The organism is Ureibacillus manganicus DSM 26584 (genome assembly GCF_000772945.1).
Taxonomy (GTDB): domain Bacteria; phylum Bacillota; class Bacilli; order Bacillales_A; family Planococcaceae; genus Ureibacillus; species Ureibacillus manganicus.
Genome location: NZ_JPVN01000006.1, coordinates 1 through 20,427, shown reverse-complemented (window position 1 = coordinate 20,427; position 20,427 = coordinate 1). Strand labels below are relative to the sequence as shown.

Below are 20,427 nucleotides of genomic sequence, written 5' to 3'. Positions count from 1 at the left end.
TCAATACTATTTTGTACTTTTCCTTTTTTCTAAATAACTTGCCTCATCTTAATATAGTGATAAAATGATAGAATAATTCAAAAATTGGAATGGTATTATTACAAAGGGGTGTATTATGTCAAGGCAACATATTGGGGTGATATTTGGGGGCGTACTATTATTAGTTGTTGCTATGGGGATTAGTCGGTTTGCATTTACACCAATTTTGCCATTTATGCGGATTGATGAAAGCTTGTCATTTGAAGCAGCAGGATATTTAGCTTCTAGTAATTATATCGGTTACTTTGTCGGAGCACTTGGTGCAGGGTTTATTTATCGTCATAAAAAGAATTTTTTACTTATTACTGTTGTACTAAATGTATTTTCAATTTTAAGCATGGGGATCACACATTCTTATTTAATATGGATTATTTTACGCTTTATTGCTGGAGTAACAGCTGGTTATATTTTCGTCTTAACATCTAGTATTATTATGGATTACTTAGCAAAACATTCTCTTAGTCGTTGGTCAGGTTATTTATTTTCAGGGATTGGGCTTGGGATTGCTATATCGGGCTTACTCGTTCCCTATATTGAAGCTTCGTTTTCTTGGGAAGGCACATGGATTGGGCTTGGAGTTTTGTCCACATTGTTCTTAATGACTACTTTGACTTTGTGGAGAAAAGTTACTATACGTGATGGGGAAAAAGTTGAAAGAACTAATGAAACAAAAATTTTTAAAGGTTTCATGCCATGGCTTGTTCTTGCATATGGACTAGAAGGGTTAGGCTACATTATTACTGGTACATTTTTAGTTGATATTATTTATAATATTGAAAGTTTAAGAAGCTATGCAAGCTTCAGTTGGGTCATTGCCGGAATCGCCGCTACACCAGCAGCACCCATTTGGATGGCAATGATCTCTAAAATGTCTACTGTAAAAGTTCTATCTTTTGCTTATATCTTACAAATAATCGGTATCCTACTTCCTGTATTTTCGCAAACCGCTTGGAGTGTCCTTCTGTCCGCATTACTTTTTGGCTTTACTTTTGTTGGAATTGTCTCTTTATCTACAGCTTATGCTAGACAACTTTTTCCAAAGCAAAGCGGTGCAGTTGTATCAGTTTTAACAACCGCTTATGCTCTAGGACAAATTGTTGGTCCGATCTTAGCAAGTGGGTTCGAATTCATGTTTAAAAGTTATAAAGCGCCTTTAACATTTGCGGGTATAATCGTTATCTTTGCACTTGCGACTTTACTTTTTGGAAAAGTTTTTAGTGATCGAAAGCAGGCAAGTGCTATTACAAAATTACAAAATGAATAATTATCCAATACAGCTGCTCTTTTAGTTAGCTGTATTTTTTTATCTTTCTTCAATGTCTCTAACTTAAACTCTTTAATTTTAAAGTTCCTTCTAATTAGAATTAAATAATAGACTATTTCCTCAAAACCCCCAATTAGTCAATAGCACATTTTTATTACAGTGGCTATCGTCCATTCACACACTCTATTAAGTGAATATGATGATTACGAAAAGGAGGTGAAGAAATGAGTTCTAGTTATCACTCAAATCACCACGATCATACACTTTGCACTTCATGCGGTAAGAGAAAGAAAGTTGATCCAAAACCGGTAGCAAAACCAGCAGAAGAAAAAACAATTTTCAATAACTTTGATTTTTCTAGTCTTATGGCTGACCCACAAACTATGAAAAGTTTATTCCTATTTTTAATCACTTTATTTAATAAATTTGAATTAGAGAAGAAAGAACCTAAAGCCCCTCAGCATGAATGCAAGTGTAAGGATCATCATGATAAAGATAAAGATAAAGATAAATATGAATGGTGGAAGCACGACAACAAGCATGATGAGAGTTCTTCCAAACATGAATGTAAATGTAAAAACGAACCTAAAAAAGGCCATGATTGGTGGAAACACGACGACAAGCATGATGAGAGTTCTTCCAAACATGAATTTAAATGTAAAAACGAACCTAAAAAAGGCCATGATTGGTGGAAACATGACGACAAACATGATGAAAGTTCTTCCAAACATGAATGCAAATGCAAAAACAAACCTAAAAAGGATCATGACTGGTGGAAACACGACGACAAGCATGATGAAAGTTCTTCTAAGCATGAGTGTAAATGTAAAAATCACCCTAAAAAGAATCATGACTGGTGGAAACACGGCGACAAGCATGATGAAAGTTCTTCCAAGCATAAGTGTGATTGCAAGAAGAATGAACCTGGAAAAAAATATCGCCATTTCGAATTAGAACCAGACTCTTCCAAAGTATCTAAACACTACGAAGACTTTTTATCAGATTTTTCTTCTAGCTTTGAATACGAATACAATCACTTTAAAAAAGAGATGAATAAACACGAAAATTTTAAAAGTCATGAACGTAAAAACTTCCATTTTGAGTTAGATTCATCATCTTCGGAAGAAATGCAACAACATTACAATCATAAAAACGAACCAGAAATGCCAGACAAAATTTGGTTAGCAGATGTACTATCTTTACTTTATAAACATAATCTATTAAATCTTGATAACTTGTTCGATCAATTGAACAAAAGTAAACATCACCCAAACAAACCAACTTGCAATTGCAATAGGAGAAAACATTGGGAAGAAAGTTACAATCATAAAAATGATAAATACGAATATACAAAGGAATACTACTATAAAGGAATTCCTTTAAAGAAGATTAAAAGAAAAGCAGATTCTTATAAAAAGTTTAAGTAGTTTGAATTTCAAATAGGTTGATTGCTACCACATAAACCATTTAAAAAAATTCACCTCTAAAGGAGATACCTATTAGAACACCTCCGCTAATAGGTATCCTTCGTTTTTTAAAAGAATTTTAGAAAACAAAACGATTCCTATGGACTTTTTGTCCGATAGGAATCGTTTGTATTTTTATTTTTCTTTCTTAAATACATTTCTAATCTTTGTTGAACCACCCATAATAGCTGGCATAAAGATTGGCAACATCATAATACTCAATAGAACTAAACCTACAATGACAAATATAGCTACTTGCATTAATGTCACTATTCCAGATGGAATTAGTGCTGCAAAAGTTCCGCCTAGTATTAGTGCTGCTGATAATACAACACCACCAATATGTTTTGCGGCCTCAACAATGCCCTCTGCACCTTTTCCTTCCACTTCACGGTATCTCATCATTAAGAAAATACTATAATCTACACCAAGGGCAACGATCATAATAAAGCTAAAGAATGGTACATTCCAGCTTAATATACTTTGACCCAAAATATATTCGCTGATTAGTTCCGTAATACCCAGTGTTGTAAAGTAGGCAACGATAAGAGATGCAATAATTACAACAGGTTGCCAAATGGATCTTGTAATTATTAATAGCACAATTGCAATACCAATTAACATAATAGTGATTGTTCTTGTGAAATCTGAACTCGACATTTGTTGTAAATCTACATTAACAGCAGACTTTCCTCCAAGTGCAATTTCAGCGTTTTCAAAGCTTAAATTTGCTGAAAATGATTGAACTTGTTTATCTATTTCCTCAATAATAGTCATTGCCTCTTTTGAGTATGGATTTACATCTAAAATAATCATCATTCTTGTTGTCTGACGATCAAGAGACATATACATATCTAAACTTTCTTCAAAGTCTTTCCCATCCAATACTTCTTGAGGAATATAAAATACTTTATTCGAAGCACCTAATCCGTTCAAATAGTCCTTCGCTTCATTTAAACCGTCATTAATTTCTGTTAGTCCGTCCGTACTTTGAGATAACCCGTCCTGTAATAGCGATATTTTTTCTTGAAGCTGAGTTAATCCTGATTGCAACTGCTTTTGGCCATCATTTACTGCTTTCAATCCAGTTTCTAAATCCTCAGATTTCGTTGCTATTTGCCCTGCGCCGCTGACCCCAGTTTCTAACCCTTGGGATAAGGCTTCTGCACCATTTTGCAATTTAGATACGCCATCTTCAATTTGTTGTAAGCCTGCTGTAACTGCTAATAATGATTCATTTGCCTCTTTAAATGATTCTACAGACAGATTATATTGTGGAGTTAATGTCTCTAATTGTTCCATAAGTGGCGCTAAATTTTGCTGTGCAGCCACTGCAGTTTGAAGGGCAGTCTGAACATTTCTGTCCCCTTCTAATTCTGGCTTTGATTGTATTAAAGATCTCATAGATTGCTCAATTGAAGCATAGCTTTCATTCATACTCGTTAACGCTTCATTTACTGAAGTGAACAGTTGTGTAAAAGAGCTGAAACCTGTTTGAAGCTGGCCATATCCAGATTGAAGTTCCAGTGCAGAGTCTTTTAGAAGCGTTACATTATCTTCTAATAAACTTAAATTAGTTGATAATTCTTTAGCACCTTCTGATCCATCTTCAAGACCACCAACAATAAGATTAAGTGCATCAACAAGTTGGCTTACCCCGGTTCCCATTTCTTCTGTACCGCTTATTAAATCATTTACACTATCAAAGCTACTTTCATCAAATTGGCCAAGTTCATTTTCTGCTTCAGAAAGTCCGTCATTAATCGTCCCTAAACCTTCTTGTGCACTATCTAAACCGTTATTTAATGAAGAAACTTGTTCGTCAATATATAAATCTGTAATTTTCTCACCGGTTGGTCTTGTAACCGAAAAAACTTCAGATACACCTTCTACTTTCGAAATTGTATCTGCTAATTGGTCAATTTCTTTCAAACCATCCTGTGTTGCTAATGATTCGTCAGCTTTAATGACAAGATTTGTAGGTGAAGAAAAACCTGCGGAAAAGTGATCTTCAATTACTGTAATACCTTGTTTAGACTCGTATTCATCACTAATTTCCACCAAATCATTGTAGTTAAGTTCACCAGAATAAACGAAAATAAATGGTATACAAATGATCGCTATTATTGCTAGTGCCGCGATTGGTCTGAAAAACGAATGCTTCGATAGGAAATGCCATAATTTGTTTTCACTATGACCATTTATTGTTTTTGCTGGCCAAAACATTTTGATCCCAAATACAGCCATGAAAAATGGATTAAGAGTAATAAGTACTAATAAAAGAACCATTACACCAATCGCAACAGCAGATGTAGCTTGATATAACTTAAATTCTGCTAAATATAAAGCCATAAAACCTATAAATACTGCCATTCCACTATAAATAACTGTACGGCCAGCAGTGCGATACGTTTCTGTAATTGCCTTAAGAATATGGCCTTGCTTACCAAGTTCCTCTTTAAATCGAGTGTACAGTAAGATGTTATAATCCGTACCAATTCCAAAAAGAATTACTATTAAAAACACTTGTGTAAAGTTTGAAAATGGAAAATTAAAATGATCCACCAACTGTGTAACAATACCAAGGGAAACTATATAGGAAACTCCAACAGTTATTAATGAAATAACCGGTACAACAGGAGAACGGAAAACTAATACAAGTACGATTAAAATAAAAATAATCGCAATGATTTCTGTTTTTTGTATTCCTTCTTGTGATGATTTTGCAAAGTCATCGAGGACAATATCAGTACCTGTTAGATAAGTTTCAACAGACTTTAATTCTGTTCTTTCTTCTAATATTTTTGCAACTTCTTCAACTGTGCCCATTTTTTCATCAATTGCAATTTGTGTTAAAATGGTCGTTTCATCCTCAGAGACTAGCTGTTTGGCAGTCTCATCACTATCTGTATGAGCGATTATACTAGTAACACCCAAAGTATCACTATCTTTTCGAAGTGTTTCAATTGCAGTATTAACTTCCTTTAACTGGTTTTCATCTAATACTTTATCTGATCCACTATTGAAGACAGCTATAAACTGGTATGTCTCTGTACCTTCATCTTCCATTTCCGCCAGTAACTTCGATGCCACTTGGCTTTGCATGTATGAGGGGATTTCTGTTTTCCCTTTCTCCCGCACTAATTGGTCAAGATTTGGCATCGTTACAATCATGACTACTGATACAATTACCCAAAATAACATTGACGCTATACGTACATTTAGCCAATTTCTCACTGATTACCACCTATTCCTTTCTATCTGTTTAAACGCTATGTCTTAAATCAACATAAATAGCCTAACACTACAAAAAAGATTAAAATATAGACAATCAATGAGATATGTTTAAAATTGTGAGGTTCTAAAAATGAAAAATAGCATCGAAACGAAAAAAATCCTAGCTTCTTCATTAAAGGAATTAATGAAAATAAAAGCATTAGAAAAGATAACAATTCGTGAAATTACAGAAACTGCTGCTGTTAATCGCCAAACATTTTATTATCACTTTGAGGATATTTATGATCTATTGAAGTGGACATTTCAACAAGAAGCGTTGCAGTTATTAGCTGCCCATGAAAGTGTAGATGTATGGCAGGAAGGGCTATTACAATTGTTTCATTACTTAGATGAGAATCGAGAAATTTCAATCTGCGCATTGAAATCGCTTGGGCGGGGTCATTTAAAAAGATTTTTTTATTCCGATATTTCTAGCATCATCGGTCGCGTCGTTTATGAATTTGGGGAAAAATTTCAAGCACCAAAAGATTATATGTCATTTTTAACCCACTTTTTCACAGTTTCCCTCGCTTCCTTAGTAGAAAGTTGGGTGTTAGGCGAAATGGATGAAACACCTGAAAAAATGATTGAAATGATTGACTTGTTTATTCAGGACCAACTCCGAGGAGCAAAACAACGAATTGAAAAAAGCTAAAACAGCATAAGGCGAAACCTTTGCCGTTTTAGCATATTCTTCAAATTGATCTGTACTTCTTCAAGCTAATTATATTTAAGGATATAAAGACGATAGCAAATATGAATAACACAAATAATTCTAAAGTTATATCACTAAAGGTAAATCCTTTATACATGACACCATTTAGTGCATTAGAGGCATAATACAAAGGCATGATTTTCCCCAATTGTTGTAGCCACTCTGCCATTCCATCGATAGGGAAAATACCCGAAAAGAATACTTGAGGAACAATGACTAACGGAATAAATTGCACCATTTGAAATTCAGAAGATGCAAAGCTAGACAATAATGTTCCAAGTGACAATGCAACAAATGCGACTAAAATATTGATTAGTAATACAAGCCAAATAGAACCCTCTAAAACAATATCTAACACATGTACGGAATAGAGAACAACGATGATCGTTTGCACTAAAGCAAACAAACCATAACCTACTACATACCCAGCAACAATTTCATATCGCTTTATTGGTGTTGCCAGTAATCTTTCTAATGTTCCACTTGTTCTTTCATTAAGTAGAGCAATCCCCGCGATTAAGAATACGAAGAAAAATACAAAAAATCCAACTAACATTGGGCTAAAAATATCGAAAATCTTTGTTTCTTCATTTCCGTAAATATACTCAGTGTCTATGCTTGGATTTGCTGCCATGTTCCCAGCACTAAGGGTTTGAGCTAATAACATCTTTACTGCACTAGAACGTGAGGGTTGATCATTTAATAGGGTAAGCACCATTTCATCCTCATCGTTTTGTAACCAACCATCAACTTTATCTTTTGTCATTTGCTCTATTGAGTAATAGTCTTCTTTGAATATTTCAAACTCAGATTCTTCTAGTATTTCGATTACTCTTTCATTCATATCGGTAACGACTAACTTTAATTCGCTTGTTTCTGAGTCAAATATAAAATACATAAGTGTCAGTACTAATAAAGGCGCAACAAATAACAATGCTAAAGTTCGCTTATCTTTTCGGAGCTGTTGAATGATGCGGTTTACTAAAGCAAGTGTTCTCATTACAGTCCACCCCCGATTTTCAGAAACACATCATCAAAGTTTTGTACTTGGTAATGTGCTTTTATCTCTAAAGGTTTCCCTGTCGCAATAATTTCTCCATCACGCATCATTGCTAGATGATCACACTTCTCTGCCTCATCCATAACATGAGTCGTTATGACAATCGTTTTACCTTCTTCATCTTTTAATCGTTCTAGCTCAGTCCATATTGACTTTTTTAATAATGGATCAATTCCTACTGTAGGTTCATCTAAAATTAAAATTTTTGGATCTTGTATAAGCGCAATCGCTAATGATAACCTGCGTTTCATCCCTCCCGAATAAGACGATACAGGTACATTTAAATCTTTTGTAAGTTGTACTATTGTAGATGCATATTGGATTCGCTCTTTTCTTTCACTTTTTGAAAAGCCAAATAATTTAGCGAAAAACTCAAGATTTTGTTCACCTGTTAATGCTGTATAAAGTGCATCTGATTGTGCCATGTAGCCAATTTCTCTTAGCAATGAAGCATTAGGTACTTGTCTATCTAATACTGTTATTTCACCTAAATCTGCCTTTAACATGCCAACAATCAATTTAATCAATGTCGTTTTCCCACAACCTGAAGGTCCTAATAGACCGAAGATTTTCTTTTCTTCGATTTTTAGCGTAGTAGGTTTGATGACATGTTTCCTTTTAAAGCTTTTTGAAACGTTTTGAAGGTTGATTACATTCATCTTCTCACATCCTCTACCAATTAATGAACAACGTGTTGATTATAAAATCATTTTAGAGTAGCATATTGGCAAATACAATAAACATAATTACAATTAATGTTAAGTGAATGGAGCGAAATTATGGGAACAGTTCATGAACATATGGCGCAGAAAACAAAGCTTGAAATTCAAAGGTGTTTTATTGACTTAGTACATAAAGAAGGATTTCAAAATGTATCTGTGAAAAAAATTGCAGAACGTGCATGTATAAATCGCGGAACTTTCTACTTACATTATGTAGATAAATTTGATTGTATGGAAAAAATACAAAATCAGCTTTTAGATGAGCTACAAGAAAAAATAAGAAATATAGCTCCATCTGAAATATTTATCTCCATTCAACAACAAAAGATTTATACGCCATTTATGGGAATCTATGAATTTGTACTAGATAATGCCGTTACAATAAGAGCCATTCTTGGAAACCACGGCGATCCTTCCTTTTCAAATAAGGTAAAGGATATCTTAAGAAATACGCTTGTTTCACGTTTAGCCGAATATTCACCAATTCTTTCTGAAAAAGAATTCAATAAGTACTTTTCGGCTTTTTTCACTTCTGCTATTTTAGGACTTTTTCAAGAATGGTTGGAAGACTATGAGGGGAAAACTGTCCAAGATTTAGCGGAAATTCATTACCAAATATTAAACTTTATCGGTAATATTTCTAACATTGTTGGAAGGAAGCCACAGTTGGATTCTAAATAGGAATTATATGTGCGTAAATTGTTTAACTCAATTTATGATATTTATTTCATAACCTTTAATTATTTTAAAGGGTTTTTTATTTACCGTTTAGAACTAAATGAGTAAGGGGTACTTTAATGCTTTGTCTGTTGTTGGCTCATTTGGGGTCCAAACATTTTCAGATACAAGACATTTACTAATTATAGGGAGGAATTACTTTGACTAACACAACATCTACTAACCTAATCGAGCAAACTGAAAAGTTCGGTGCTCACAATTATCATCCACTTCCAATCGTAGTATCAGAAGCCCAAGGGGTTTGGGTAAAAGACCCTGAAGGCAATAAATATATGGATATGCTTTCTGCTTATTCTGCTGTAAACCAAGGCCATCGTCATCCAAAAATTATTCAAGCACTAAAAGATCAAGCAGACCGCGTTACATTAACATCCCGTGCTTTCCACAACGATCAACTTGGTCCATGGTACGAAAAGTTAACTAAACTAACTGGGAAAAACATGATTTTACCTATGAACACTGGCGCTGAAGCTGTCGAATCAGCGATTAAAGTTTCCCGTCGTTGGGCTTATGATGTAAAAGGTGTGGAAGCAAATAAAGCTGAAATCATTGGCTGTAATGGAAACTTCCACGGTCGTACGATGGCAGCAGTTTCCTTATCATCAGAAGCCGATTATCAACGTGGTTTCGGGCCAATGCTTGAAGGTTTTAAACTGATCCCCTATGGTGATATTGAAGCACTAAAAGCTGCAATCACACCGAATACAGCAGCTTTCCTAGTTGAGCCTATTCAAGGGGAAGCGGGAATTGTCATTCCACCAGAAGGATTCTTAAAACAGGCGGAACAACTTTGTAAAGAAAACAACGTATTATTCATCACTGACGAGATTCAAACGGGTCTTTCTCGTACAGGTAAAATGTTTGCACACCAATGGGAAGATGTAACGCCTGATATTATCGTTCTTGGTAAAGCACTAGGTGGTGGAGTAATGCCAATCTCTGCGGTTTGTGCAAACAGTGATATCCTAGGTGTATTAAATCCAGGTTCACACGGTTCAACTTTTGGTGGAAACCCACTTGCTTGTGCTGTATCTATTGCTTCGTTAGAAGTTCTTGAAGAAGAAAATTTAACAGACCGTTCTTTAGAGTTAGGAAACTACTTCCAACAACAATTACGTGCAATAAATAACCCTGTTATCAAAGACGTACGTGGGAAAGGTTTATTTATAGGTGTAGAATTAACTGTACCTGCTCGTAAATATTGCGAAGCATTAAAGGATTTAGGTATACTATGTAAAGAAACACATGATTTCGTTATTCGTTTCGCCCCACCTTTAGTAATCACTAAAGAAGAACTAGACTGGGCGCTTGAGAGAATTACAAAAGTATTTGCATAATTAAATATAAAAGAGGTGATTCGAACAAATTTCAAATCACCTCTTTTTCGTATTTCGTTCTAAAATCAATTATAGTAAAGTTAAGAAAATATTTAAGGAGGTTTTATTATGATTAAAACCCTTTACATATCTGGTTACCGTGCACATGAACTAGGCATTTTTAATGATAAACATCCAGGCATTCCAATTATTAAAAAAGCTATTGAAAACGAATTAAGGAAACTGCTTGATGATGGCCTTGAATGGGTTGTCATTAGTGGCGGACAAGGGGTTGAAACCTGGGCAGCCGAGGTAGTTATTGAACTTCGCAAGGAATTTACTGAACTAAAATATTCAGTTATTACACCATTTTTAGAGCAAGAGAAAAATTGGAATGAAGTTAAACAACAAAAGTACGTTAATATAGTAACCCAAGCAGATTTTGTTACATCTGTTACGAAAAGACCCTATGAAGCTCCATGGCAATTTTCCGAAAAGGATAAATTTATCATTCAAAATACTGATGCACTATTATTAATTTATGATGAGGAAAATGAAGGCTCTCCCAAATATCTAAAAAAGCTAGTAGATAAATATGTTGAAAATCATAATTATAAAATAATTACAATAAACGCATATGATCTTCAAATCATTGCAGAAGAAATGCAACAGTCGAACTGGTAAGTTATATAACTTTAACATTCCTTATATTGTTTTTACAATTTTTACAAAATATTTCCACAATAAGTTAATAGTTTTGATATAATAGTCGAAAGTACTTTTCAACATATGTATAAGGGGTTGGTTATATGGTAAAAGTTCAAATCGTACTAGAATCTAAGCCTATTAACGTTTCGCATGATACCTATAGAAGGGAATGCCGTTATATTCGAGGGGTCCATATTCCAATGAAAGATTTCTTAGAAATTATGGATTGTATGACCGAAGAAATTCGTCTCTATTTTGATTTTCATAATCCCGGAAAGCCACTTGAGCCGGGAACTTACTTGAATGGTTATTCTGGATTAGCACGTACAATTGCAATTTATTATCAAAATGAAAACTCCTCCATTGTTCCGATGATCAATAACGGTAAAGATTTTTATGTAAAGATTATTTAACCATGAGGTGACATTAATTGAATACTTATTAGAACACCGCTTCTTCCTGTAGGGCTACTGCTTATATGGATAAAGTGGTGTTTGTCTTTTTCTATGGACAAGGTCTCCGAAAGTCAAATCACTAGATATAGTGTTCATTATTGATGTATAACTAAATATATAACAATATAGGGGAGTTGATCGAATGGATTATCGTATTGAAAAAGACACATTAGGTGAAGTTCGCGTACCAGCGGATAAAATCTGGGGTGCTCAAACACAAAGAAGTAAAGAGAATTTCAAAATCGGTCAAGAAAAAATGCCAATTGAAATTATCCGCGCATTTGCAACATTAAAAAAAGCAGCAGCTATTACAAACAAGAATTTAGGTAAACTTGCTCCTGTAAAAGCAGATGCTATTGTAACAGCTGCGGATGAAGTTCTTTATGGTAAATGGGATGAACACTTCCCACTTGTTGTATGGCAAACGGGTAGTGGGACACAGTCTAATATGAATGTGAACGAGGTAATTGCATACCGTGCAAATCAACTACTTGAAGAACAAGGCTCTACTGAACGCATTCATCCTAATGATGACGTAAATAAATCACAAAGTTCAAATGATACCTTCCCAACTGCTTTACACGTTGCGGCAGTGGAAATAATTGAAGATTACTTGTTACCTCGTCTTCAGGTACTAAAAAAGACATTAAAAGATAAATCGGAAAGTTTTAAAGATATTATTAAAGTTGGACGTACTCATTTACAAGACGCTACGCCATTAACATTAGGCCAAGAAATCAGTGGTTGGCACCATATGCTTGTAAAATCCGAAAAAATGATTCAGTTGAATACTGAGTTCTTAAAGGAACTAGCAATTGGTGGTACTGCTGTGGGTACTGGTATTAATGCTCACCCTAAATTTGGAGATATGGTTGCTGAAGAAATTAGCAATTTAACAGGTAAAACTTTCACTTCTTCCGAAAACAAATTCCATGCTTTAACAAGCCATGATGAAATGGTTTCTGCACACGGAGCATTAAAAGCCCTGGCCGCGGATTTAATGAAAATTGCTAACGATGTACGCTGGTTAGCGAGCGGTCCACGAAGTGGGATTGGTGAAATTACAATTCCTGAAAACGAGCCGGGAAGTTCTATTATGCCAGGGAAAGTAAATCCTACTCAATCCGAAGCGTTGACAATGGTTGTTACGCAAGTAATGGGAAATGATGCAACAATTGCATTTGCAGCTAGCCAAGGTAATTTTGAGTTAAACGTATTTAAACCGGTAATCATCTATAACTTCCTACAATCTGCTCGTTTACTTGCAGACGGAATGGAGTCATTTAATGATCACTGTGCAGTTGGTATTGAACCAAATATGGAAGTGTTAGAAAGAAATTTAGAAAACTCATTAATGCTTGTAACAGCACTTAATCCATATATCGGCTATGAAAATGCTGCTAAGATTGCTAAGAAGGCTCATAAAGAAGGAACTACTTTAAAAGAAGCAGCTCTAGCCCTCGGACTACTAACAGAAGAACAATTTAAAGAATATGTAGACCCGAAAAAAATGATTTATCCTAACGCAGAATAAAAGAAAGAGGCTGGGACAAAAGAGCTTTCAACCAAGAGTCAGTATTACGTATAATAAAAATCTGCTAACGCTATATTAGAAAGTCGTTCGTTGGAGAGGCATGCGAAGACTCTCTCGAAAATGCTAAAGCATTTTCTCGTTGCGCTGATTATTCAAGGAAGCATTCCTTGTCCTGCAGGACGTAGAAGCAGTCATGAGACCCCGGAGAGCTTTAGCTCACGGAGGCTCATGGCTTCCCTGCGGAAAGCGAAGCATGCATCGGAAACGAACGTCACTATATCAAAAAGGTACAATCCAAATTGATGGATTGTACCCTTTCACTTATCTCCCAGCCTGTTTTCTTTATTTATTTTACAGGGACAACTTCTGTATGTGTTGACTTCTCTCTTTTTGGTCCGATCATATTAAATAAGATATTTAGAATGATTGCAGTTACAGATCCACAAACAATTCCGTTTGAAGTAAATACTGAGGCCCATTCTGGAAGTATAGCAAAGATATTAGGAACAAACGCTACTCCTGCACCTAATCCAACTGCGATAGCAGCAATCATAGCATTTTCAGAAGAACGAATAATTTCTGGAGCTAACATCGTAATTCCTTGTGTAATTACCATTCCGAACATCGCAAGCATTGCTCCACCTAATACAGGTACAGGGATAATTTGAGTTAATGCTGCAATTTTTGGTAAGAATCCTAATGCTACAAGAAGAACACCAGTAATCATAATTACTCGACGTGACTTAACACCTGTCATTTTTACTAACCCTACATTTTGAGAGAAAGTTGTATATGGGAAAGCATTGAAAATCCCACCAATAATCGATGCGAGACCTTCCGAACGATAGCCACGTGCTAAGTCTTTTGAATCCAATTTATTTTTTGTAATATCACTTAATGCGTAGTACACACCTGATGATTCTACTAATGACACCATAGCAACTAATGTCATAGTGATAATAGCACCTAGATCAAACGTTGGTGTTCCAAAATAAAATGGTTGAACCATATGTAGCCAGCCAGCGTCTGCAACCGGTGAAAAGTCAATTTTCCCTAAGAATGATGCAATTACTGTGCCAATAACAAGTCCTAATAAAATGGAAATCGAGCGTACAAAACCAGTTGTAAATCGATAGATTAATAGAATAGCGATTAATGTAATCATAGCTAATGAAATATTAAAGGCAGAACCGAAGTCTTCTGATCCTTGTCCCCCACCCATATTATTAAGAGCTACAGGGATTAGCGAAATCCCAATAATCGTTACAACTGATCCAGTTACAACTGGTGGGAAGAATTTAACTAGCTTACCAAAGACACCTGAAATAAGTACGATAATTAATCCTGAAGCAATAATTGCTCCGTACACCGCGCCTACACCTTTATCGGTACCTATAGCAATAATTGGCGTTACAGCTGTAAACGTACAGCCCAATACAACCGGTAATCCTATACCGAACATTTTCCCTCGAATAACTTGTAAGATGGTCGCAATCCCACACATCATAATGTCAATTGCAACTAGATAGGTCATTTGTTCAGTCGAAAATTGTAAAGCACCACCGATGATGATAGGAACTAGTATTGCACCGGCATACATTGCAAGCAGATGTTGTAAACCTAATGTAAACTCCTTTGCCTTATTCATTAGAAGCATCCTCCGTATCATAAAATTCAACTTGGCGATTTGCTAACGATTTGATTCTTGCTAATGATTCAACTCGTATTCCTTGTTCCCTAAGAATTTGTCCACCTGTTTGGAAACCTTTTTCGATAACAATTCCAACACCAACAACCATTGCACCAGACTGTTCAGCAATATCTAATAGCCCTTTTACTGCTTCTCCATTTGCTAAAAAATCATCAACGATTAGGACATTATCGTCTGGAGTTAAAAAATCCTTTGAAACAGAAATTTCATTTGTTTCATTTTTTGTAAACGAATGAACTTTTGAGGAATATAAGTTTCCTGAAAGAGTTAAAGATTTTCTTTTACGTGCAAAGACTACAGGAGCACCAATTGTTAAACCTAACATTGTTGCAGGTGCAATTCCTGACGACTCAATTGTTAATATTTTTGTAATCACTTCGTTTGAAAAACGATTTGCAAATTCTTCTCCAATTTCTTTCATTAGCTGTGGATCGATTTGATGATTTAAAAATGAATCTACCTTTAAGACTGTGTCTGATAAAACTTTTCCTTCATTCATAATTTGTTCTTTCAATATTTTCAAAGTAAATTACCAACCCTTCTAATAACAATTCCGAATAATATAAAAAACCCGAAAGCTTATTTCCTCTATGAGTCAACAAGCTTTCGGGTGAATATACGAAAGTTAATAGATAGTAAAACTACTATCTATTTATATTGTCTCTCATAGTCGACTAATTTACGGTAAGTCGGTAGAAACTTGCGAGCCATATCCCCGCCATTATATGAGTGTTTTATTAAATTTTAGTTGTAACAAGTTTATACTGAACGAGACTCATTATAAAATAAGAATTATGTCGAATGCAACATTATTTTTAAAAATTATTAATTAATCATTCGGAAATTGTTAATAATAAGTGAAAAGTAGTTATATAATGTTCGCTTTTTAACTATTCTGAATTCGAACCATTATTTAATAATTGGTTTATTATTTGTTTTAATTCTCCAAAAGTAGAGCCTGTTTTTCCGAAATTACCCATACTACGGCAGGCTAAGACACTTACTGATTCACCACTTGTTAAAGGTAGCTTAGCTAAAACCCCTTTTGATTCAAGTTGTTGTACAGACTGCTTTATATCTGTTACATCAATTAACTGTTCTTCAAAACGTTCAATGAACTGTTTCCAATTCGCAGCGCCTTGCACAATGACCATTTTCGGAGCGAATTCATCCAACAATTCAGGTAGAATCTCCATACCTTTAGCATACAAAGGATCTTGTCGCATTTTTAATTCTTTATAGTAGTTAGGGTCTTCTACATGTAGGCAGTTCAAATAAGAGAAAACAACAACTTCATTATAATTTTCCTTCATCCAATCCATAAAATGAATACAGCCTCTATATTCACGAGAAGCTGATTTTAACTCTTCATAAAAAAGTTCTTGAAATACTTCACGGTCCACCAATGATTGAGCATATAAATCCAAATCATCGGCATCTATTTGTAGATATGGTTCAGGTGTTTCACCGATTAAAAACACATTTGACCTGTATGGGTTCCCATTTGTTTGGAATGGTTGGAACGATATTTCATCTAACTGTGGATTTAGTACCCACTGTTCAATTTTTTTATAAAATCCCGCTGACACAGCCATATTCTCAACATCCTTTATTCATCTAATTCTTAAGATTCACACTTACTTTCCCTAAGTATATTATAGCAAGTGACATTTGTTTATAACATTACGTACCTCCATCAGTGTATGTTACGTAAATGCGGTTCAACCCTAAACATGTACTTCATTTCTTACTTATGAGAATAGCCAAAAAAAAATCAACAAAATCCAATCATTTGAATTTTGTTGATTTATTATATTAATCATTATTCAGATCGCATTGCTCTAATGGAACGACCTTAGTTTTGTATTTTATTTTATAACCAAACCAAAGAATTAAAAATAGTGGTATTCCAATATAAGAAACGGCAATTCCGTACCAATCAATAGTACCGCCAATAAAAGCTGTATAATTTTGTCCAGCAATGACTATTAAGCAAACGATAAAAGCAAAAAGCGGACCAAATGGGTAATATCGTGCTATATATGGAAGTTCTTCTAGTTTTCGCCCTTGTTTTATAAAGGCCTTTCTGAAACGATAGTGACTAATGGCAATTCCAACCCATGCTATAAAGCCTGATAAGCCGGATGCATTTAATAGCCACATATATACTACCCCATCACCAAAGAAAGATGATAAAAATGCTAAACAGCCGATCGCTAAAGTTGCAAGTAATGCAAAGTACGGTACTCCATTTTTACTTAACTTTGCAAAAATCTTAGGTGCTTTACCATCCACAGCAAGCTGCCAAAGCATTCGAGAAGATGCGTAAAGACCCGAATTCCCTGCAGAAAGCATTGCTGTTAAAATAATGGCATTCATTACAGATGCAGCAAATGCAATGCCTAGCTTATCGAAAACAAGAGTAAATGGTGATACTGCAATATCTTCTGATAATAATCTTGAATCAGTATAAGGAATTAATAGACCAATCGCAAAAATTGCTAAAATGTAAAAAAGTAAAATTCGCCAAAAGACAGAACGAACGGCTTTTGGTATATTTTTTCCTGGATCATCTGTTTCTCCTGCTGTTATTCCTAATAATTCAGTTCCTTGGAATGAAAAACCTGCAGCTAAAAAGATTCCAAAAATCGCGAGAAATCCTCCGTTAAATGGAGCATCTCCTATAAAGAAATTCTCAAATCCAACAGGGTCATTTCCGCCTAAAATACCGATAATCATCAAAAATGAAACGATGATAAACACAATAACTGTAATTACTTTAATCATCGCAAACCAATATTCACTTTCCCCATACGCTTTCACAGATAGTAAGTTAAATGTTAAAACAACTGCAATAAAAAGAACAATCCAAAGTGCAGATGAAGTATCTGGAAACCAATATTTCATAATTAAGTTTACTGCTGCTATTTCAGCAGCAATTGTTATCGCCCAGTTGTACCAATAGTTCCAACCCATTGCAAAACCAAATGCAGGATCTACAAATTTCGTAGCGTACGTGCTAAAAGAGCCTGATGTAGGCATATAAGCTGCCATTTCACCTAAACTAGTCATTAAAAAATATACCATGATTCCAATTACGGCATACGCTACTAAAGCACCACCAGGACCTGCTTGGGCAATAGAAGCACCACTTGCAAGAAATAGGCCTGTCCCAATAGTTCCACCCAATGAAATCATTGCAATATGACGACTTTTTAAGTTTCTTTTTAATTTTGGTTGATTGGCTTTTGTGCCAATTTCATGTTCACTCATGTTGTAATCTCCTTTGATGTCACCTATGTATAGTAGTATAACGTTTTCATTAAATCAAATGCGCATTTGCACCTTTGTGCTGAGCTTTTGACATCTGGATGATGTTAATATCATTTTTCCAAACAAATATTATAACTTGTTTTCACTATTAGAAAAATGTTTTAGTATAAATTTTATCCATTATCAACAAATAGGTTGTAATATTAATTTGGTCAAGTGTACTCTAATATATAGTTATTATCATTCTTCTGGAGGCAAGGAAATTAATGGCTTCTTATAAATCAACAAACCAACAAAAAAAGCTACAAATAACCTTTTCAACAATATTATTTATTATTGCAATAATCTTTTTCGCTTCAACGTTACGAACGCCATTAACAGGTGTTGGACCAATTATTTCATATATTCGAGAAAGTCTTGGCATTTCAAATGTCCTGGCTGGATTTTTGACAACAATTCCACTACTTGCTTTTGCACTTATATCACCCTTTGCTCCTAAAATAGCCCGTAAACTTAGTATGGAATTTACATTATTCTACTCTGTTATATTGCTTACATTCGGAATTATAGTCCGCTCTTTAGGATCAACTTCCAATCTTATTATTGGAACAATCTTAATAGGTGTAGCTATCGCATTTGGGAATGTATTAATTCCGGGGTTACTTAAATTAAAATATCCTAATCAGACTGGCTTGTTTACAGGGATATATACAGTTTCAATGAACGTTACAGCAGGGATCGGTTTAGGGATTAGTCAACCAATTGCTTCTAATCCAACGTTTGGTTGGCAAGGTGCACTTGCTTCTACCGCTGTATTAACTATAATCACTTTACTTGTTTGGTTTCCGCAACTAAAAGGTAAAAAGATAGACTTAAATAATGTCAATAATACAAGTGTTAAAGATAATAATAAAAAGTTATGGAGATCACCACTTGCATGGGCAATTGCTTTAACAATGGGATTCCAATCACTACTTTTTTACTGTACAACAACTTGGTTACCAGAAATATTAATATCACAAGGATTTAGTGCAGAAAGTGCAGGATGGATGACATCCATTTCACAATACTCTCAAATTCCAATGACTTTTCTAATCCCTATTTTTGCTGAAAAGCTAAAGTCACAACGCTCCATCGTTTGGATGTTTTCGATTTTTTATCTTATTGCCTTTATAGGAATTTATTTCAAAATAACAAATTTAACTTTAGTATGGATGATTAGTTTAGGAATTGCTTCCGGGGCATCATTCGGTTTATGTATGATGTTATTTATATTGCGTACAAGGACAGCATATGAAGCTTCTCAAATTTCGGGCTTCGCTCAATCTACTGGATATTTACTAGCAGCAGCTGGTCCTGTACTATTTGGCTATCTACATGATGTTACATACAGCTGGTCTTTACCAATTACTTTATTTATTATTGTCTCAATTTTATTATTTGTATCTGCACTAATTAGTTCAAAAAACAGTTACATTTAATATATACAAACATATGTACCCTTTTATGTTACAATAGCTTTAGTGTATTTCATAAAGGGGTATATAGATTTGCGAAAACAAAAAGTGAATAGAAAAAAACGGTTTCGACGCTTCCCTCTATTCCTTTTAATTCTCATAGGTGGTACCGGTTGGTATTACACAAAGACATTAGAAGGAATAGCAGTTGCCATCGTCGTTGCACTGCTCCTATATATCTTTTTCAAGCTATGGAGAAAATCTCGCGCTTCCGCTAAATTTAGAAAAGCTGGCATTTATCATATTGATGAAATGACAGGTGAAGAATTCGAGCAGTATCTTGGGGAATTATTTGAAAGAAGAGGTTTCAAGGTTTCTTATACGAAAGCATCATCTGATTACGGTGCAGATTTAATATTGAGCGATCCAGAAGATACAATTGCAGTTCAAGCAAAAAGGTATTCTGGGACAGTTGGAGTCAAAGCTGTTCAAGAGGTTATCGGTGCATTGAAAATGTACGAAGCAACACAAGCATGGGTTGTGACAAACAGTTACTTTACAAAACAAGCAGAGCGATTAGCAGAATCGAATGATGTATACTTGATTAATCGCGATGAACTTCTTGAGTTAATTTTAGATACAAAATAATAGAGTAGGGTGACCATTTTCATGGCCACCCCCTCATCAAACCGT

General features: G+C 34.8%; 17 protein-coding genes and 1 riboswitch. Of the genes, 10 read left to right on the top strand and 7 right to left on the bottom strand.

What is annotated here, in order from left to right; translation table 11 throughout:
- Positions 1–115 precede the first annotated feature (115 nt).
- Positions 116–1,303: a YbfB/YjiJ family MFS transporter gene (locus CD29_RS05975; RefSeq protein WP_036184172.1), complete on the top strand. Its 1,188-nt coding sequence runs from the start codon at positions 116–118 to the stop codon at positions 1,301–1,303.
- A 224-nt stretch (positions 1,304–1,527) separates the two neighbouring features.
- Positions 1,528–2,730, top strand: coding sequence for a hypothetical protein (locus CD29_RS05970; RefSeq protein WP_036184170.1), 1,203 nt, complete (start codon positions 1,528–1,530; stop codon positions 2,728–2,730).
- Positions 2,731–2,904: 174 nt separating this feature from the next.
- Here CD29_RS05970 and CD29_RS05965 read toward each other — a convergent pair whose 3' ends face one another.
- Positions 2,905–5,973 carry an MMPL family transporter gene (locus CD29_RS05965; protein ID WP_052124035.1) on the bottom strand — a complete coding sequence of 1,023 codons (3,069 nt, stop codon included), beginning with the start codon at positions 5,971–5,973 and terminating at the stop codon, positions 2,905–2,907.
- 163 nt (positions 5,974–6,136) lie between these two features.
- Here CD29_RS05965 and CD29_RS05960 point away from each other — a divergent pair, with 163 nt between their 5' ends.
- Positions 6,137–6,700, top strand: coding sequence for a TetR/AcrR family transcriptional regulator (locus tag CD29_RS05960; protein ID WP_036184166.1), 564 nt, complete (start codon positions 6,137–6,139; stop codon positions 6,698–6,700).
- Between the two features lie 40 nt (positions 6,701–6,740).
- Here CD29_RS05960 and CD29_RS05955 read toward each other — a convergent pair whose 3' ends face one another.
- Both CD29_RS05955 and CD29_RS05950 read right to left on the bottom strand, forming a co-directional pair.
- Entirely contained in the window at positions 6,741–7,760 is a 1,020-nt protein-coding gene (locus CD29_RS05955) for an ABC transporter permease (protein ID WP_036184164.1), read from the bottom strand.
- Positions 7,760–8,479, bottom strand: a complete 720-nt coding sequence (locus CD29_RS05950) for an ABC transporter ATP-binding protein (RefSeq protein ID WP_036184161.1) — start codon at positions 8,477–8,479, stop codon at positions 7,760–7,762. The genes CD29_RS05955 and CD29_RS05950 overlap by 1 nt, the downstream gene beginning before the upstream one ends.
- Before the next feature lie 120 nt (positions 8,480–8,599).
- On the opposite strand from CD29_RS05950, the gene CD29_RS05945 reads away from it, so the two are divergent.
- From CD29_RS05945 to fumC, 5 genes are all read left to right on the top strand, one after another.
- Positions 8,600–9,223: a TetR/AcrR family transcriptional regulator gene (locus tag CD29_RS05945; RefSeq protein WP_036184159.1), complete on the top strand. Its 624-nt coding sequence runs from the start codon at positions 8,600–8,602 to the stop codon at positions 9,221–9,223.
- Between the two features lie 197 nt (positions 9,224–9,420).
- Entirely contained in the window at positions 9,421–10,617 is a 1,197-nt protein-coding gene (locus CD29_RS05940) for an ornithine--oxo-acid transaminase (RefSeq protein ID WP_036184155.1), read from the top strand.
- A 108-nt stretch (positions 10,618–10,725) separates the two neighbouring features.
- Positions 10,726–11,280 carry a DUF1273 domain-containing protein gene (locus tag CD29_RS05935; RefSeq protein WP_036184152.1) on the top strand — a complete coding sequence of 185 codons (555 nt, stop codon included), beginning with the start codon at positions 10,726–10,728 and terminating at the stop codon, positions 11,278–11,280.
- Between the two features lie 125 nt (positions 11,281–11,405).
- Positions 11,406–11,717, top strand: coding sequence for a hypothetical protein (locus CD29_RS05930; protein WP_036184149.1), 312 nt, complete (start codon positions 11,406–11,408; stop codon positions 11,715–11,717).
- Positions 11,718–11,901: 184 nt separating this feature from the next.
- Entirely contained in the window at positions 11,902–13,293 is a 1,392-nt protein-coding gene (gene fumC / locus CD29_RS05925) for a class II fumarate hydratase (RefSeq protein WP_036184145.1), read from the top strand.
- A gap of 346 nt (positions 13,294–13,639) precedes the next feature.
- Here the strand turns inward: fumC and CD29_RS05920 are convergent, their stop codons facing one another.
- The 4 genes from CD29_RS05920 to CD29_RS05905 all read right to left on the bottom strand — a co-directional run bounded on the left by CD29_RS05920 (position 13,640) and on the right by CD29_RS05905 (position 18,277).
- Positions 13,640–14,941 carry a nucleobase:cation symporter-2 family protein gene (locus CD29_RS05920; RefSeq protein WP_036184142.1) on the bottom strand — a complete coding sequence of 434 codons (1,302 nt, stop codon included), beginning with the start codon at positions 14,939–14,941 and terminating at the stop codon, positions 13,640–13,642.
- Positions 14,934–15,527 (bottom strand): xanthine phosphoribosyltransferase, encoded by a 594-nt coding sequence (locus CD29_RS05915; RefSeq protein ID WP_036184139.1) that lies wholly within the window; start codon positions 15,525–15,527, stop codon positions 14,934–14,936. Before CD29_RS05915 ends, CD29_RS05920 begins: the two co-directional genes overlap by 8 nt.
- Before the next feature lie 124 nt (positions 15,528–15,651).
- Positions 15,652–15,753, bottom strand: a riboswitch (purine riboswitch).
- Positions 15,754–15,894: 141 nt separating this feature from the next.
- Positions 15,895–16,599 (bottom strand): hypothetical protein, encoded by a 705-nt coding sequence (locus CD29_RS05910; RefSeq protein WP_036184135.1) that lies wholly within the window; start codon positions 16,597–16,599, stop codon positions 15,895–15,897.
- A 220-nt stretch (positions 16,600–16,819) separates the two neighbouring features.
- Complete coding sequence (locus CD29_RS05905; RefSeq protein WP_036184132.1) at positions 16,820–18,277, bottom strand: amino acid permease; 1,458 nt, start codon at positions 18,275–18,277, stop codon at positions 16,820–16,822.
- Positions 18,278–18,543: 266 nt separating this feature from the next.
- Here CD29_RS05905 and CD29_RS05900 point away from each other — a divergent pair, with 266 nt between their 5' ends.
- Positions 18,544–19,758 (top strand): CynX/NimT family MFS transporter, encoded by a 1,215-nt coding sequence (locus tag CD29_RS05900; RefSeq protein ID WP_036184130.1) that lies wholly within the window; start codon positions 18,544–18,546, stop codon positions 19,756–19,758.
- 69 nt (positions 19,759–19,827) lie between these two features.
- The gene (locus tag CD29_RS05895; RefSeq protein ID WP_036184127.1) at positions 19,828–20,382 is read left to right on the top strand and encodes a restriction endonuclease; all 555 of its coding nucleotides are present in this window, start codon (positions 19,828–19,830) and stop codon (positions 20,380–20,382) included.
- Positions 20,383–20,427 lie beyond the last annotated feature (45 nt).